Origin of the sequence: Uliginosibacterium sediminicola (assembly GCF_039631295.1) — a bacterium.
Classification (GTDB): domain Bacteria; phylum Pseudomonadota; class Gammaproteobacteria; order Burkholderiales; family Rhodocyclaceae; genus Viridibacterium; species Viridibacterium sediminicola.
This window is the reverse complement of record NZ_JBDIVE010000002.1, coordinates 61,770-76,812: the sequence shown is the minus strand read 5'-3', so window position 1 is coordinate 76,812 and position 15,043 is coordinate 61,770. Positions and strand designations below refer to the sequence as shown.

General features: G+C 62.1%; 13 protein-coding genes. 8 read left to right on the top strand and 5 right to left on the bottom strand.

What is annotated here, in order from left to right:
- Nucleotides 1–55: 55 nt before the first annotated feature.
- The 4 genes from ABDB84_RS04130 to ABDB84_RS04115 all read right to left on the bottom strand — a co-directional run bounded on the left by ABDB84_RS04130 (nt 56) and on the right by ABDB84_RS04115 (nt 3,306).
- The gene (locus ABDB84_RS04130) at nt 56–910 is read right to left on the bottom strand and encodes an SDR family oxidoreductase (RefSeq protein WP_345918426.1); all 855 of its coding nucleotides are present in this window, start codon (nt 908–910) and stop codon (nt 56–58) included.
- A 311-nt stretch (nt 911–1,221) separates the two neighbouring features.
- Nucleotides 1,222–2,055, bottom strand: coding sequence for a flagellin N-terminal helical domain-containing protein (locus ABDB84_RS04125; protein WP_345918425.1), 834 nt, complete (start codon nt 2,053–2,055; stop codon nt 1,222–1,224).
- Between the two features lie 192 nt (nt 2,056–2,247).
- Nucleotides 2,248–2,421 (bottom strand): hypothetical protein, encoded by a 174-nt coding sequence (locus ABDB84_RS04120; RefSeq protein ID WP_345918424.1) that lies wholly within the window; start codon nt 2,419–2,421, stop codon nt 2,248–2,250.
- Between the two features lie 57 nt (nt 2,422–2,478).
- Nucleotides 2,479–3,306: a flagellin N-terminal helical domain-containing protein gene (locus ABDB84_RS04115; protein WP_345918423.1), complete on the bottom strand. Its 828-nt coding sequence runs from the start codon at nt 3,304–3,306 to the stop codon at nt 2,479–2,481.
- 502 nt (nt 3,307–3,808) lie between these two features.
- Here ABDB84_RS04115 and ABDB84_RS04110 point away from each other — a divergent pair.
- From ABDB84_RS04110 to ABDB84_RS04075, 8 genes are read left to right on the top strand one after another with little or no spacing between them, the layout of a single operon-like run.
- The gene (locus ABDB84_RS04110; protein WP_345918422.1) at nt 3,809–5,923 is read left to right on the top strand and encodes a motility associated factor glycosyltransferase family protein; all 2,115 of its coding nucleotides are present in this window, start codon (nt 3,809–3,811) and stop codon (nt 5,921–5,923) included.
- On the top strand, nt 5,920–6,933 hold the full coding sequence (pseB, locus tag ABDB84_RS04105; protein ID WP_345918421.1) for a UDP-N-acetylglucosamine 4,6-dehydratase (inverting): 1,014 nt from the start codon (nt 5,920–5,922) through the stop codon (nt 6,931–6,933). The genes ABDB84_RS04110 and pseB overlap by 4 nt, the downstream gene beginning before the upstream one ends.
- Nucleotides 6,934–6,950: 17 nt before the next feature.
- Complete coding sequence (gene pseC / locus ABDB84_RS04100; protein WP_345918420.1) at nt 6,951–8,114, top strand: UDP-4-amino-4,6-dideoxy-N-acetyl-beta-L-altrosamine transaminase; 1,164 nt, start codon at nt 6,951–6,953, stop codon at nt 8,112–8,114.
- Nucleotide 8,115: 1 nt separating this feature from the next.
- The gene (locus ABDB84_RS04095) at nt 8,116–9,000 is read left to right on the top strand and encodes an aldo/keto reductase (protein WP_345918419.1); all 885 of its coding nucleotides are present in this window, start codon (nt 8,116–8,118) and stop codon (nt 8,998–9,000) included.
- 20 nt (nt 9,001–9,020) lie between these two features.
- On the top strand, nt 9,021–9,797 hold the full coding sequence (locus tag ABDB84_RS04090; protein ID WP_345918418.1) for a cytidylyltransferase domain-containing protein: 777 nt from the start codon (nt 9,021–9,023) through the stop codon (nt 9,795–9,797).
- A gap of 51 nt (nt 9,798–9,848) precedes the next feature.
- Nucleotides 9,849–11,138 carry an aminotransferase class III-fold pyridoxal phosphate-dependent enzyme gene (locus tag ABDB84_RS04085; protein WP_345918417.1) on the top strand — a complete coding sequence of 430 codons (1,290 nt, stop codon included), beginning with the start codon at nt 9,849–9,851 and terminating at the stop codon, nt 11,136–11,138.
- Nucleotides 11,139–11,143: 5 nt separating this feature from the next.
- Entirely contained in the window at nt 11,144–12,124 is a 981-nt protein-coding gene (gene pseG / locus ABDB84_RS04080; protein ID WP_345918416.1) for a UDP-2,4-diacetamido-2,4,6-trideoxy-beta-L-altropyranose hydrolase, read from the top strand.
- Nucleotides 12,125–12,153: 29 nt separating this feature from the next.
- On the top strand, nt 12,154–12,663 hold the full coding sequence (locus tag ABDB84_RS04075; protein ID WP_345918415.1) for a Pvc16 family protein: 510 nt from the start codon (nt 12,154–12,156) through the stop codon (nt 12,661–12,663).
- Here ABDB84_RS04075 and metE read toward each other — a convergent pair.
- Nucleotides 12,628–14,955: a 5-methyltetrahydropteroyltriglutamate--homocysteine S-methyltransferase gene (metE, locus tag ABDB84_RS04070; protein ID WP_345918414.1), complete on the bottom strand. Its 2,328-nt coding sequence runs from the start codon at nt 14,953–14,955 to the stop codon at nt 12,628–12,630. The genes ABDB84_RS04075 and metE overlap by 36 nt on opposite strands.
- Between the last annotated feature and the right edge of the window lie 88 nt (nt 14,956–15,043).

Here is a 15,043-nt window from a genome sequence, read left to right as displayed (position 1 = left end):
AGATCACCTTTAAACGCCATTTGCTGTCAGACAACTTTTTGCGAAATTTCTGTCCTCAAACACCCGAGTAGGCCGAGAAGCCACCATCGACCGCGATGATCGAGCCGGTGACAAAGCCCGAGGCCTTGGGTTCGACCAGCCACAGCAGGGCGCCGATCAGCTCGCCCGCCTCGCCGAAGCGGCGCATCGGCGTCTGCGCGATGACCTTCTGCGCGCGCGGCGTGTAGCTGCCATCCTCGTTGAGCATCAGCTTCTGGTTCTGCTCGGTGATGAAGAAGCCCGGTGCCAGCGCATTGACGCGGATGCCCGACTGCGCCAGATGCACGGCCAGCCATTGGGTGAAATTACTCACCGCCGCCTTGGCGCCACTGTAGGCGGCGACCTTGGTCAGCGGGCGGAAGGCGCTCATCGAGGAGATATTGATGATCGTGCAGCCCGGGCGACCCAGCATCTGCTTGGCAAAGACCTGGCTGGGCAGCAAGGTGCCCATCAGGTTGAGGTCGAAGACGAACTTGAAGCCTTCCATGTCCAGATCGAAAAAGCTCGACTGGCCGGGTTCGGCGGAGTTGGTCTCGGCATTGAAATATTCCTGGCCGGTGATGCCCTTGGGGTGATTGCCGCCGGCGCCATTGATCAGGATGTCACACGGGCCCAGGGTGCTGGCGATGTGGCTGGCGGCGTTTTCCAGCGCGGCGCGGTCGAGCACATCGCAGGACATGCCCTGGGCAAAGCCGCCCGTGGCATTGATGGATTCGGCCAGGCGCTCGGCTTTGGCCAGATCACGTCCGACGATCACGACCTTGGCGCCGCATTCGGCCAGGGCACGGCACATCTGCGCGCCAAGCACGCCTGCGCCGCCGGTGACCACAGCGACCTTGTTACGCAAATCAATATCAAAAGGCAGGCTCATGCGAAGACTCTCAAGACAGTAAAAGGAATGCAGCGCGAGGCCTGCGTGAAGCGGGCAGTCGATGCGCTTGGACGGGGAAGGCGTGCTGCAAAGCCGCTGGCTGGCGCGCGCCCGCCGCAAGCGTACAGCTTCGCCGCTGCGCGCGGGGGCGCGTCAGGTCAAGCAACTTGTGGGGAGCGGAGCGGGAGGGAGGCGCTTGAAGCAGCATGTCGAGCAGCATACCCGAGCGGGTCGCCTGCGTCATGCCGTAGAAAAGAGAGCGCTGACTGCATGCGAGATACAGTCAGCGCGGCGATAGATGGAGCTATCGCTTACTGCCCGAGGAGCTTGAGAACCTGTTGCGGCAGGGCATTGGCTTGCGAGAGCATGGCCGTGCCCGCCTGTTGCAGGATCTGTGCGCGTGAGAGGTTGGCCGATTCCACCGCGAAGTCGGCATCGGTGATGCGACCACGTGCGGCAGACTGGTTTTCCGAGGCGATCTGCAGCGAGGAGATGACGGCCTCGGTGCGATTCATCGCAGCACCGTAACCGGCGCGTGCCGAGGTGATGGTGTTGATTGCAGAGTCGAGGTTGGTGATCGCGTCGATCGCTTGCGATGCCGTGGAGATGAAAATCGCTGAGGTATCGACTTGCAGCGTCGAGGCGCGCAGGTCGATGGTGCTCACCGAGATCTGGTCATTGGCCGAGGTGCCTGCACCCACCTGGAAAGTGAATTGCGCGGCATTGCTGTTGAGCAGATCAACGTTGTTGTAGCGCGTCGCTTGTGCGAGGCGGCCCACTTCATTGGACAGCGCATTGAATTCCACCGAGAGGTTCAGGCGGTCGCCGGAGTTGAGCGTGCCGTTGGCGGCTTGCACGGCCAGCTCACGCATGCGCTGGATGTTGTCCGAAATCTTCTGTGCGCCGCCATCGGCGACCTGCATCAGGGAAATACCGTCGTTGGCGTTACGCACTGCAACGCCGAAGCCGCGAATCTGGGAATTGAGTCGTTCCGAAATGGCCAGCCCCGCTGCATCGTCCTTCGCGCTGTTGATGCGCAGACCTGAGGACAGACGTTGCAGTGACGTCGCCAGGGAAGTCTGCGAGATGCTGAGGTTGCGCTGCGAATTAAGCGACGCCACATTGGTGTTGATGGTCATTGACATGATTACATTCCTCCATGAATGCTTTTGAAACGATCTCTGACGGTATTGCTTGCGGCCTGCAAATGCATAACGCATTTAATTTGATAGGCATGCTAACGTCATCTAGGCGCAAGCAGGATCGTGTCCAGATTCGTTCCCGATTGCTACAACTACTATTCAGCAAAGGCTGTGCCAGCTTTTAAAAAAATGTAATCACGCGAAAAAGTGCTTGTTTCTGCCCGTTTTTTCGGGAAAACCGGCAATCCGGATTGCATCGCTGGCAAAAATGTCCACCCGGGGCTGCGCTTCTGGCCGCAGCGGCATTTTTTGCCGTGCCGACGGCAAGGTGGCGGTGACACAAAGAAAATGCCGCCACGGTGAGGACACGGTGGCGGCATTGAATGGCGTGCCTGGCGAGAGACACGCACGTACAGCAGGCAAGACTTATTTGAGCAGGCTGAGCACCTGTTGCGGCAGCGAATTGGCTTGCGACAGCATGGCCGTACCCGCTTGCTGCAGGATCTGCGCGCGCGACAGGCTGGCCGATTCTGCCGCGAAGTCGGCATCGGTGATGCGGCCTTTTGCAGCCGACTGGTTCTCGACTGCGATCTGCAGCGAGGACACCACGGCTTCCGTGCGGTTGAGGGCGGCACCGAAACGCGCGCGTGTCGTGGTGATGGTACTGATGCCCGAGTCCAGCGCAGTGATCGCGTCCAGCGCCGTGGAGGCGGTCGAGATATTGATCGAGCCCGAATCGATACCCAGCGTTGACGCACGCAGGTCAGTCGTTGACACGGTGATCTGGTCATTGCTGGTGGTCCCGGCGCCGACCTGGAAGGTCATCACCGCGCCGCTGTTGAGCAGATCGATCTTGTTGTACTTGGTGGCTTCGCCCAGGCGTGTGACTTCGGCAGACAGCGCGTTGAATTCCGTCGCCAGGTTCAGACGGTCGCCCGAGTTGAGCGTGCCGTTGGATGCCTGCACGGCCAGTTCGCGCATGCGCTGGATGTTGGCCGAAATCTGCGATGCGCCGCCGTCGGCCACCTGCATCATCGACATGGCATCATTGGCGTTGCGCACGGCGACGTTGAAACCGGTGATCTGCGAGGTCATGCGCTCGGAGATTGCCAGGCCAGCCGCGTCATCCTTGGCGCTGTTGATGCGCAAGCCTGAGGAGAGGCGTTGCAGGGATGTAGCCAGTGAACTTTGCGAGCCGCTCAGGGTGCGCTGAGTGTTCAACGAGGCTACGTTGGTGTTGATGGTCATTGCCATTTCAGAACTCCTTCGTATGTAGTTGCGTTGCTCACTTCAAACATTCTTTGAAGATGATTGAAGCGCTTGCTGCCGGAATCGTGAGTGCGATCCACCGATAGACTTCATCGGGCAGCACTGTATGACACTGGAATCCTTCTGCAGCGAGTGCTTCAGGTTCGTAACCCGCTTACGCATGGACCATGCCAGGTGTTTTACGGTGATTTACAGGCCGTTTGCGGCAATTCGGAAAAACTTGCCGCCCGGAGCGGCAAACCGGCGGAGGGTTTTGCCGTCTGCGCTTTGCCGCCCGCCCTCCGATCCACCGCGTCATCCGCCGGCTGATCAACAGAGAGGGCGGGGAGGGCGGTCTGACAGGCCTCACAAAGCGGAAATAGGCCTGTTTTCTTTGCCATCTAGACTCATGGCGCCCGGGGGATGCTCATTAATATGGGCAACATCCCGGCGAAGGACCGAGCAGGTGCTCCGCCGTTCCGATTTCTCTTTCAGAACGGAATCCGTCATGAACGAACCGCAGGACGATAGCTGGAGCCCGCTGCAAGAGGCCTATGTACACAAGGTGATGGCTACCTATCAGGCCAACCTGTACTTCTTCCGCAAACAGTTTCCGGATATTTTCGACAAGCTGATGCTGACGGATCTGCCGGCGCCCTTCGAGGTTGATGCGGAAGGCAAGATCACCATCTATTACCGCCATTTCCAGGGCGGCCCGCGCGAGTTCACCGACTTCGGCCGTTCGCTCTACCGCATGTTTGAAGATCCGGACACGCGTCCGCGCATCGACGTCAATCATGAGTTTGTCGATGATCCCGAGCAGGCTTTTCCGCACGCCACCAATCCCGACTTCTTCAAACCCATCGAGCCCAAGTTCCGTGGCGAGCTGATCGAGGGCTTCCGCAAGATCGCCGGCGAGGGCGGGCACCTGCCGCGTCCCGATTTCGGCGATCACAAGATGCCGATCGCCCTGGTGTTCGGCAGCGGCTACGGCTGGCATCTGGAGCGTCTGGTGGACGACTGGGAGATCCGTCACCTGATTCTCGTCGACACGGACCTGACGCGCCTGAACATGTCGCTCTACTTCGTCGACTACATCTCGCTGTATCAGCGCTTCGCGGCCAAGGGCTTTTATTTCTCGATTGCCCACGACGAGGACCCCAAGGCGCTGGCCGAGCATCTGCGCGCCATGTTGTATGCATTGTGGCCGCCTTATTTCATGCAGGGCACGGGTCTGTTCTTCAATGACTATGATTCGGATCGCGTCAAAACCCTGTGGAACAAGCTCAAGAACGATCTGTGGACGCTCTACCGTGGCTGGGGCTTCCTCGATGACGAGATCCTCGGTCTCAAGCACGCGATGGAAAACGCCATCGAAGGCTATCCGCTCTATACACGCAAGCCCTTGAACATGCCCGCCGATGCGGAGGTCTTCGTGGTGGGCTCCGGTCCCTCGCTCGATGGCCTGCTGCCGGTGCTGCGCGCCAACAAGGATCGCGCTGTAATCATCAGCTGCGGTACGGCGATTACCGCGCTGGCACGGGCGGGCATCAAGCCGGATCTGCACGTCGAGATCGAGCGTACGCACATGACCTATGTGGTGCTGCTGGACCCGGCGACCCGCGAAATGGTCAAGGACGTGCCCTTGGTGGCGCTGTCGATCATGGACCCGGCGGTGTTCACCCTCACCGACAAGCCGCTGATGTTCCAGAAGGAAATCGATCTGGGCGCGCCCCTGCTCGACATCCACGGCAAGACCAAGCGCTTCCGCAGCGGTCCGACGTGTACCAATGGCGGCGTTGCGCTGGCGCTGGACATGGGCTTCTCGAAGATCCACCTGGTCGGCATCGACTTCGGCTTCAAGGAAGCCGGCAGTCACCACGCCAAGACCTCGCTCTACTTCGACGAGTCGGACAAGGCTGAAGCACTTGAGAAGATCGTGCAGGACACGCACATCACCCACCAGAAGAACAAGTCCACCGAGGGCAATTTCTGCGAGGAAGTGCTGTCGACCGAAATCTTCATGCATTCGCGCGACGCGATGGCGATCACCATCGACGAGTACCCGGGTGCCAAGGTCTTCAATCTGAACGACGGTGCACGCATCCGCAATGCCACGCCGCTGCGCCCGGAAGAACTGCGCATCGAGGCGGACCCGGCCAACAAGCCTGCTGCCCTGGCCGCCATGCTCAGTTCATTCACCGATCAGTACGACGCCAATCCCTTTGCCAATATGGGCAGCCTGATGGAGCAACTGCAAGCGCTGCGTACCGATCTGCGCCGCATTCTGGCCGGTGAGCTGCACAACAAGATGGATATCGCAGACAAGCTCTACGACATGCATCACTACCTGTTTGACGAGCATCACAAGCTCACCGACATCTTCCCGCTGGTGCGCGGTTCGATGATGCACATGGGGCGTTTCTTCTACGACTGCGCCCTGCTGGCCAAGACGGATGAGCAGGCGGTGGCCTTCGCGCATTTCGGTTTCGACCTCTTTGATCGATTCCTCGCCGGCGCGCTGGACAACATGCTCGCGGTTGTTGATATCGGCAAGGAGCGCCTGAGTGCCAAGCTGGCCGGTGGCGCGCAAAATGAATTGGTGCAGGGGGAAGCAGCATGATTGATGGCAAGTCGATTCTCATCACCGGTGGGACGGGCTCCTTTGGCCGCGCCTTCGTGCGCACCTTGCTCGAATCGGGCAATCCGCGCCGCATCGTGGTGTACTCGCGTGACGAGCTCAAACAGTACGAGATGCAGCAGGAGTTCCCCGACTCGCGCATGCGTTTCTTTCTCGGCGATGTGCGTGATGCCGAGCGCACCCGGCAGGCTTTCCGCGATGTGGACATCGTCATTCACGCCGCTGCGCTCAAGCAGGTGCCGGCGGCTGAATACAATCCGATGGAGTGCATCAAGACCAATATCATCGGCGCGCAGAACGTCATCAATGCCTGCATCGAGAACGAAGTCGAGCGGGTGATTGCGCTGTCGACCGACAAGGCCGCCAACCCGATCAATCTCTATGGCGCGACCAAGCTGGCCTCGGACAAGCTGTTCGTTTCCGCCAACAACATCGTCGGCGGGCGCAGCACCCGCTTTGCGGTGGTGCGTTATGGCAATGTGGTCGGCTCGCGTGGTTCGGTGGTGCCCTTTTTCCAGAAGCTGATCCGCGACGGCGCCAAGGAATTGCCGATTACCGATGAGCGCATGACGCGCTTCTGGATCACCTTGCAGCAGGGTGTGGAATTCGTCATCAAGAACCTCGCGCGCATGCACGGCGGCGAGATCTTCGTGCCGAAGATTCCCTCCTCGCGCATCACCGATCTGGCCGCCGCCATTGCGCCGCATCTGCCGACGCGCATCGTCGGCATCCGGCCCGGCGAGAAGCTGCACGAGATCATGGTGCCGGCGGACGATTCGCATCACACCATCGAGTTTCCCGATCACTATGTGATCACGCCGAGCATCGCTTTCTTCGCCCAGCCGAGCTATTTCAATGACGGCACCGGCGAGCGTGGCAAGGCTATCGAAGAGGGTTGGGAGTACAACTCCGGCACCAACCCGCATTTCCTGTCGGTTGACGACATTCACAAGCTCATTGATTCGACCACCGTGGAGCGGCGCGCGATTTGATGGATGGAGTACGCACGATGAGTTCCATCTCCTACGGTCGACAATTGATCGAAGACGATGACGTAGCTGCCGTCGAGGCGGTGCTGCGTGGTGACTGGCTGACCCAGGGGCCGACGATTCCGCGCTTCGAGCAGGCCGCCGCCAGCTACTGCGGCGCCAGCTACGCGACGGCCGTCAGCAGCGCTACCGCGGCGCTGCACCTGGCCTGTCTGGCGATGGGCCTGGAGCGCGGCATGCGCTTGTGGACCTCGACCAATACCTTCGTCGCCTCGGCCAACTGCGCGCGCTACTGCGGCGCCAGCGTCGATTTTGTCGACATCGATCCGCGTACCTATTGCCTGTCCATCGACGCGCTCAGCGAGAAGCTTGCTAAGGCCGAGCAGCGCGGGCGTTTGCCGGATGTCATCGTCGCCGTCGATTTCGCCGGTCAGCCTTGCGACTGGCGCGCGCTCGCCCAGCTTAAGGCGCGTTACGGCTTTCGTCTGATCGAAGACGCTTCGCACAGTTTCGGCGCCGATTACCGTGGTCGCCGCATCGGCAGTCTGGCCGAGGCCGATTGCACGATCTTCAGTTTTCATCCGGTGAAGATCCTCACCACTGGCGAGGGCGGCATGATCGTCACCGACGACGTGGCCCTGCATCGCGCGGTGCAACTGCTGCGCAGCCATGGCATCACCCGCGAGCCGGAGAATCTGTTCCGCCAGGAAGAGGGCGCCTGGTACTACGAGCAGCATGCGCTAGGCTTCAATTACCGCATGACCGATCTCTCCGCTGCGCTCGGTCTGTCGCAGCTGGCCAAGGTCGACCGCTTTCTGGCGCGTCGCCGCGAGTTGGCCGCACGTTACGACAGTCTCTTGCAGAACTATGACGTGCAGATTCCCTGGCAGGCGCCCGAGGGGAGTTCCGCCTTCCACCTGTATCCGGTTCTGCTCGCCGATGGTACGGTGCGCCGCCATGTCTTTGATGCCTTGCGCGCTGACGGCATCTTCGTCCAGGTGCATTACATCCCGGTGCATTTGCAGCCGGACTACATGCGCTCGGGCTTCAAGCGCGGCGACTTCCCGCTCGCCGAGGCGTATTACGAGCGCACCTTGTCGCTCCCCCTGCACGCGGCGCTGAGCGATGCCGATCAGGACCGCGTGCTGGCCAGCTTGCGTCAGGCACTCGAAGCGGAGCAATGAAATGCCGGCCATCGCTCTGGGCACGGTGCAATTCGGGCTCGACTACGGCCTGACCAATCAGGCTGGCTGCATCAGCGACCGCGAAGCCGAGCGCATCCTGCGCTGCGCGCATGATCAGGGCGTGCAGTGGCTCGACACCGCTGCGGCTTATGGCAATGCCGAAACGCGCCTGGGCGAACTGCTCGCCGGCGATCCTTATTTTTCGATCTGCAGCAAGCTGCTGCCGACGCTAGCCGAGCAATCAGCACTCGCGCTCGCCCCGCGCAGCCTCGATAACAGCCTCACGCGCCTGCGTCGCGAGCGGCTTGATGCCTTGCTCCTGCATTCGGTAGGCGATTTGCTGGGCGCCGAAGGCGACGCGCTGTGGGACTGGTTGCTACAGCAACGTGCGGCCGGCCTGGTCGGCAGCATCGGCGTCTCGGTCTATGAGCAGGGCGAGATCGAAGCGCTGCTGGCGCGCTACCAGCCGGACTGGATCCAGCTACCCTGCAGCGTGTTCGATCAGCGTCTGCTCGCCAGCGGCACGCTTGAACAACTGGTGGCCCGTGGCGTGAAAGTGCAGGCGCGCTCGCTCCTGCTGCAAGGCGTGGTGAGTCTCAGCCCCGAACGTCTGCCGCCACAGCTGGGCGCCTTGCTGCAGCCCTTGCAGCGGCTGCAAAGCGCAGCGCAGGCGCGCGGCCGCGATACCCTGTCGCTGGCGCTGGCCTGGGCCGCGGCACAGACGGCGCTGGAACTTGCCGTCATCGGAGTCACCCGCGAGCAGGAATTGCAGCAGTGCCTGGAGGCTTTCGCCACGCCGGCTGATTGCGACTGGGCAAGCTTTGCCTGCAGTGACAGCAAGGCACTCGACCCGCGCCAGTGGCGCGATGTGACACGCCCGAACTGATTTCTACGAGACCTAGACGCATGATTCTTGCCATCCTCCAAGCGCGCATGTCTTCGACCCGACTGCCCGGCAAGGTATTGCGCCCCGTGCTGGGCGTGCCGATGCTGGCGCGCCAGATCGAGCGTTTGCAGCACGCACAGCGCATCGACAAGCTGATCGTCGCTACCTCGCGCGATGCCAGCGACGATGCCATCGAAGCCTGCTGTCGCGAACTGGGCATCGACTGTTATCGCGGCTCGCTCGACGATGTGCTCGATCGCTTCGTGCAGGCGGCGCGTCCCCATGCGCCGGAGCATGTGCTGCGCCTGACCGCCGATTGCCCGCTGACCGACCCGGCACTGATCGATCAGCTGATCGCGCTGCATCTGGCGCAGGCGGCGGATTACACGACGAACGCCAATCCGGCGAGTTTTCCTGATGGTCTGGATGCCGAAGTCATCCGCTTTGCAGTGCTGGAGCAAGCCTGGCGCGAGGCGCAGCAGGGCTCGGAGCGCGAGCATGTGACGCTCTACATCGTCAATCGGCGCGCCCAATTTCACGTCGAAGTGCTGAGCTCGGCGGTCGATCTTTCCGCTTTGCGCTGGACCGTCGACGAACCGGACGACCTTGAACTGGTCGAGAAAATCTACGCTGCGCTGTACGCGCAGAAGCCGCAGTTCGACATGCACGATGTGCTGCGCCTGCTCGACGCGCAGCCCGAGCTGCGCACCTGGAACACTTCGCACCGTCGCAACGAGGGGCTGGCCAAGTCCCTGGCGGCGGATCAGGCGCAGCGCGCTGCGCCAGCACAGTCTTAGCCGATTGCCTGCGCCCGCCGGGCGCGTCACCGCTTTTGCAGGAGAGTCATCATGTCCGAACGCTATCACCAGTCCGAGTTGCTGCTGGAGCGCGCCTTGCGCACCATTCCCCTCGGTTCGCAGACCTTCAGCAAGAGCCGCACGCAATACCCGTTTGGCGTATCGCCGTACTTCATTGACAGCGGTGAAGGCAGCCATGTGCGCGATGTCGACGGCAACGAGTACCTCGACTTCGTGATGAGCCTGGCCGCCGTCACCCTCGGCTACAAGGACCCGGATGTCACCGCTGCGGTGCGCAGCCAGCTCGACAATGGCGTGATCTTCTCGCTGCCGCACCGGCTGGAGATGGAAGTGGCCGAGAAGCTCGCCGAGTGTGTGCCCTGCGCCGAGATGACGCGCTTCGGCAAGAACGGCTCCGACGCGACGGCCGGGGCGATCCGCGTGGCGCGTGCCCATACCGGGCGCGAGCGCGTGGCGGTGTGTGGTTACCACGGCTGGCAGGACTGGTACATCGGCAGCACGGCGCGCCATCGCGGTGTGCCGGAAGCGGTGCGTGCGCTGACCCACAACTTCCCCTACAACGATGCCGAGGCGCTGGACAAGCTGCTGGCCGCGCACAAGGATGAATTTGCCGCTGTCATTCTCGAACCGATGAATGTCGCCGAACCATTGCCGGGCTATCTCGAAGCGGTGCGTGACATCGCCCATCGCCACGGCGCCTTGCTGGTGTTCGACGAAACCATCACCGGCTTCCGCTATGAGCTGGGCGGCGCACAGGCACGCTTTGGCGTGACGCCGGATCTGGCCACCTTCGGCAAGGGCATGGCCAACGGCTACCCGGTCTCCGCCGTGTGCGGCAAAGCCGAATACATGCAGATGATGGAAGAGATCTTCTTCTCCTTCACCTTTGGCGGCGAGCTGCTGTCGCTGGCGGCGGCCAAGGCCACGCTGGAAAAGTTGCAGCGCGAGCCGGTGATCGCCACCCTGCAGACGCGTGGCGCACGCATCAAGGCCGGTCTGCAAGCGCGCGTGGAACGCCACGGCATCGGCGAGTTTGCCAGCGTCGCGGGCGACGCCACCTGGTCCTTCCTGCTGTTGCGCGATACGCCGCGCTACAGTATGTGGCAGATCAAGACCCTGTTCCTGCAAGAGATGTTTGCGCGCGGCGTGCTGACCCTGGGTACGCACAACATCAGCTACGCGCATTCGGAAGCGGATGTGGATCGCCTGCTGGCGGTGTACGACGAAGTGCTGCCCATCCTGCACAGCGCCGTCCTGGATGGCAAGCTGGAAACCCTGTTGCGCTGCGCGCCGCTGGAGCCGCTGTTTAAGCTGCGTTAAGCGCCATGAAAATCCGCATTCGCGCCGACGCTTCGGCACAGATCGGCCACGGCCATGTGATGCGCTGTCTGGCTCTGGCACAGGCCTTGCGCGAACGTGGCGCTGAAGTCGTGTTTCACAGTCGCCCCCTTGTCGGCAATGCTTTTGCTGCGATAGAGCAAGCCGGCTTCGCTGTGCAGTCGCTGCAGCGCGAAGGCGTGTTGCCGGCCTGCGACTGGCTGATTGTCGATCATTACGGTCTTGAGGCGCAGTGGGAGCGCGCGCAGCGCGGCAATGCGAAAAGCATTTTCGTGATTGATGATCTGGCCGGTCGTTGGCACGACTGCGATCTGTTTCTGGATCAGAATCTGGCTGCCGCGCGCCGGGAAGCTTCCGTTCCTGAGCGCTGCCGTCAGCTGCTTGGACCTCGCTACGCTTTGCTGCGCCGGGCTTTTGCCGAAGCGCGCGTGCAGCTCGCGCCACGTAGCGGCAAGATCGAGCGCGTGTTGGTGTGCTTAGGCGGGGGCGATCCGGACAACGTCACGGGTCAGATTGTGGCGCTGATCTCCGCAGCGTTTCCTCAGCTGGTGCTGGATGTCGTTGTCGGCGCTGCCAGTCCACATATCGATACCTTACGTCAGCGCTGGGCGCACGATCCTCAAGTGAGGCTTGGTGTAGCCGTTGACACTATGGCAGTGTGGATGCGCGATGCTGATTTCTTCATCGGAGCAAGTGGATCGATGAGCTGGGAGCGCGCCGTGCTTTCCTTGCCCGGCATCATGTTGTCGCTCGCTGAGAATCAGCGGCCGATTGCGCAGGCCATTGACGCGGCAGGTGCCGGCATTGATCTGGGCAGTGCGCAGGATTTTCAAGCGGCGCGCTTGCTTGCCTGTATGCGTGAACTGCTGGCTACACCAGATCGCGTGCAGGCGATGTCGATGCAAATGGGACAGTTGTGTGATGGTGACGGCGCGGTCCGTGTGGCGGCTGCAATATTGGATGGATAGCTTTGCGGGACAGGACAGGGGAGCGCAGCATGATCGAACAGGCTTTGTCGCAATTGCAGAAGCAGCTGAACCAGTATCTGAGGCAGCGCTTCGATGTCGCTGAAGAGATCGTTGCGCTGGGCGAGGTGCTGGGATTGGATGGTAGCGCTACGCCTGCCTGTGCCAACAAACTGGTGTTGAGTCTGGCCGGCATCAATTGTGAGCGCCACCTGCAAAAAATGGCTTTTACGGCGGCGCATCAAGAGGGGCGCGCAGACGACGATGCCGCTTACGCGAATTTGAGCCTGAGTGTCTTGTGTAGCGCCAATTTCAGCGCGAGCAATTACATTGAGGGCCTGCGCACGCTCTCGCAGGCCATCCATTTCATCCAGACCCATCCTGTTCTGAGTGAGGCGCCTGGTGACGCCAAAGCTCAGGCAGCAACACTGAATCTCGCTTTTGAAGATATCAGTTTTGCTGCGATGAACGAGTTGTGGCGTGCCCACGGTGGCCGCTACCAGCCCTCAGTGCTCTGCCGTTTGCAGTGGCGCGCGCGCTGATTCTGCGGCGCCGCGCAAGCGCTTGGCTGCCGCCACCATGTTGCGCAGCGCCGGCATCACCTCCGGCCACTGGCGGGTTTTGAGGCCGCAGTCCGGATTGACCCACAGGCGCTCGGCCGGAATGTGTTCGGCGGCTTTGCGCATCAGCGCCAGCATGTGTTCCTCGCTCGGAATGTTCGGCGAGTGGATGTCGTACACGCCGGGGCCGATCTCGTTCGGGTACTTGAAGCTTTTGAAAGCTTCGAGCAATTCCATGTCGGAGCGCGAGGTTTCGATGGTGATCACGTCGGCATCCATGCTGGCGATGGCAGCGATGATGTCGTTGAATTCCGAGTAGCACATATGGGTATGGATCTGCGTCTGGTCGGCCACGCCGTTGGCGGTGATGCGGAAAGCTTCCACCGCCCATTCCAGATAAGCCTGCCACTGGGCTTTGCGCAGCGGCAGGCCTTCGCGTAGCGCCGCTTCGTCGATCTGGATCACGCGGATGCCGGCGCGTTCCAGATCCAGCACTTCCTCGCGCAGCGCCAGGGCCAGCTGGAAGCAGCTGAAAGCGCGCGGTTGGTCGTCGCGCACGAAGGACCAGTTGAGGATCGTTACCGGGCCGGTCAGCATGCCCTTCATCGGCTTGTCGGTGAGTGACTGGGCGTAGCGGATCCAGTCCACGGTCATTGCCTGGCGGCGGCTGATGTCGCCGAACAGGATCGGCGGCTTGACGCAGCGCGAGCCGTAAGACTGCACCCAGCCGGCCTGGCTGAAGGCGTAGCCGTCGAGCTGTTCGCCGAAGTATTCGACCATGTCATTGCGTTCCGCCTCGCCATGCACCAGCACATCCAGGCCCAGGGCTTCCTGGGCGCGCACGCTGCGTTCGATTTCGCCGTGCATCGCTGCCTGGTAGGCCGCCGCATCCAGCTCGCCGGACTTGAAGCGGCGGCGGATCTGGCGGATTTCCGCGGTCTGCGGGAAGGAGCCGATGGTCGTGGTGGGGAAGGCGGGCAGCTGCAGCACAGCGGCCTGCCGCGCCGCACGCACGGGGTAGGGGCTTTGGCGGCGGCCGAGCTTGTCGTGCAGGCGGGCCATGGCTTCCTGTACCTGGCGGTTGTGAACGCGCGTTGAGCTGCGCCGCGCGGCGATGGCTTGCCGGTTCTCGGCCAGCGCGCCGGCAACGGCCTCGCGTCCGGACTTGAGCGCACGGGCCAGCAGCTGCAGTTCCTCCAGCTTCTGGCAGGCAAAGGCCAGCCAGCTGCGCACTTCGGCGTCGAGCCGGGTTTCGCTGCGCAGGTCGACCGGCACATGCAGCAGGGAGCAGGAGGGCGCCAGCCACAGACGTTCGCCCAGGCGCTCGCTGATTGGCTCCAGCCAGTCGAGCACGGCATTCAGATCGGTCTTCCAGATATTGCGACCATTGATCACGCCCAGCGACAGCACCTTGTGGCTGCCCAGATAGTTGAGCGCCGCCTGGACTTCGTCGCGCGCCCGCAGCGCGTCGAGGTGGAAGCCCGCCGTGGGCAGCTTGAGCGCCCATTCGAGGTTTTCGCGCAGGGGGCCGAAGTAGCTGCACAGCAGCAGCTTGAGCGGCGTGCTCTTGAGCGTGTGGTAGGCAATCGAATAGGCGTGGCGCCAGTCTTCATCGAGTTCGGTGACCAGGGCCGGTTCGTCGATCTGCAGCCATTCGACGCCTTGTTCGGCGAGCACGGCGAGCAGCTGGGCATAGGCCGGCAGCAGGCGCGGCAGCAAATCCAGCTTGTTGGATCCATCCTTGGCCTTGCCCAGCCACAGATAGCTCAGCGGCCCGATGATCACCGGCTTGGCGCGCAGGCCGAGGGCGCGCGCTTCGCCGATTTCCTGCAGCAGGCGCGAGGCATCGAGGCGGAATTCGCTGTCCGCCGTGAATTCGGGGACGATGTAGTGATAGTTGGTGTCGAACCACTTGGTCATCTCGCCGGCCGCGACGCCGGCGCAGCAGGCGCCGTGGGCTTCGCTGCCCGCCGCCGAGCGGCCGCGCGCGACGCGGAAGTAGTTGTCCAGCGCATCACCGTGGAAGTCCCGCACGCGGGCCGGCAGATTGCCCAGGGTGAAGCTCATGTCGAGCACCTGGTCGTAGAAGGAGAAGTCGCCGAGCGGCACCAGATCCAGCCCTGCCTGTGCTGCCCAGTGCTGCTGCCGTAGCCGGGTGCCGACGGCGCGCAGTTCCGCCGCTGAGGATTTGCCCTGCCAGTAGGCTTCGAGGGCGAACTTGAGTTCGCGTTGTGCGCCGATGCGCGGAAAACCGAGAGAGTGGGTGATGGCCATGATCGAGAACGCCCGTGAAAGAAAGTGGGGCGATCTTAGTGATCTCGATTCATGAATAAAAATGGTATTGTTTCATCGATCGATTAAT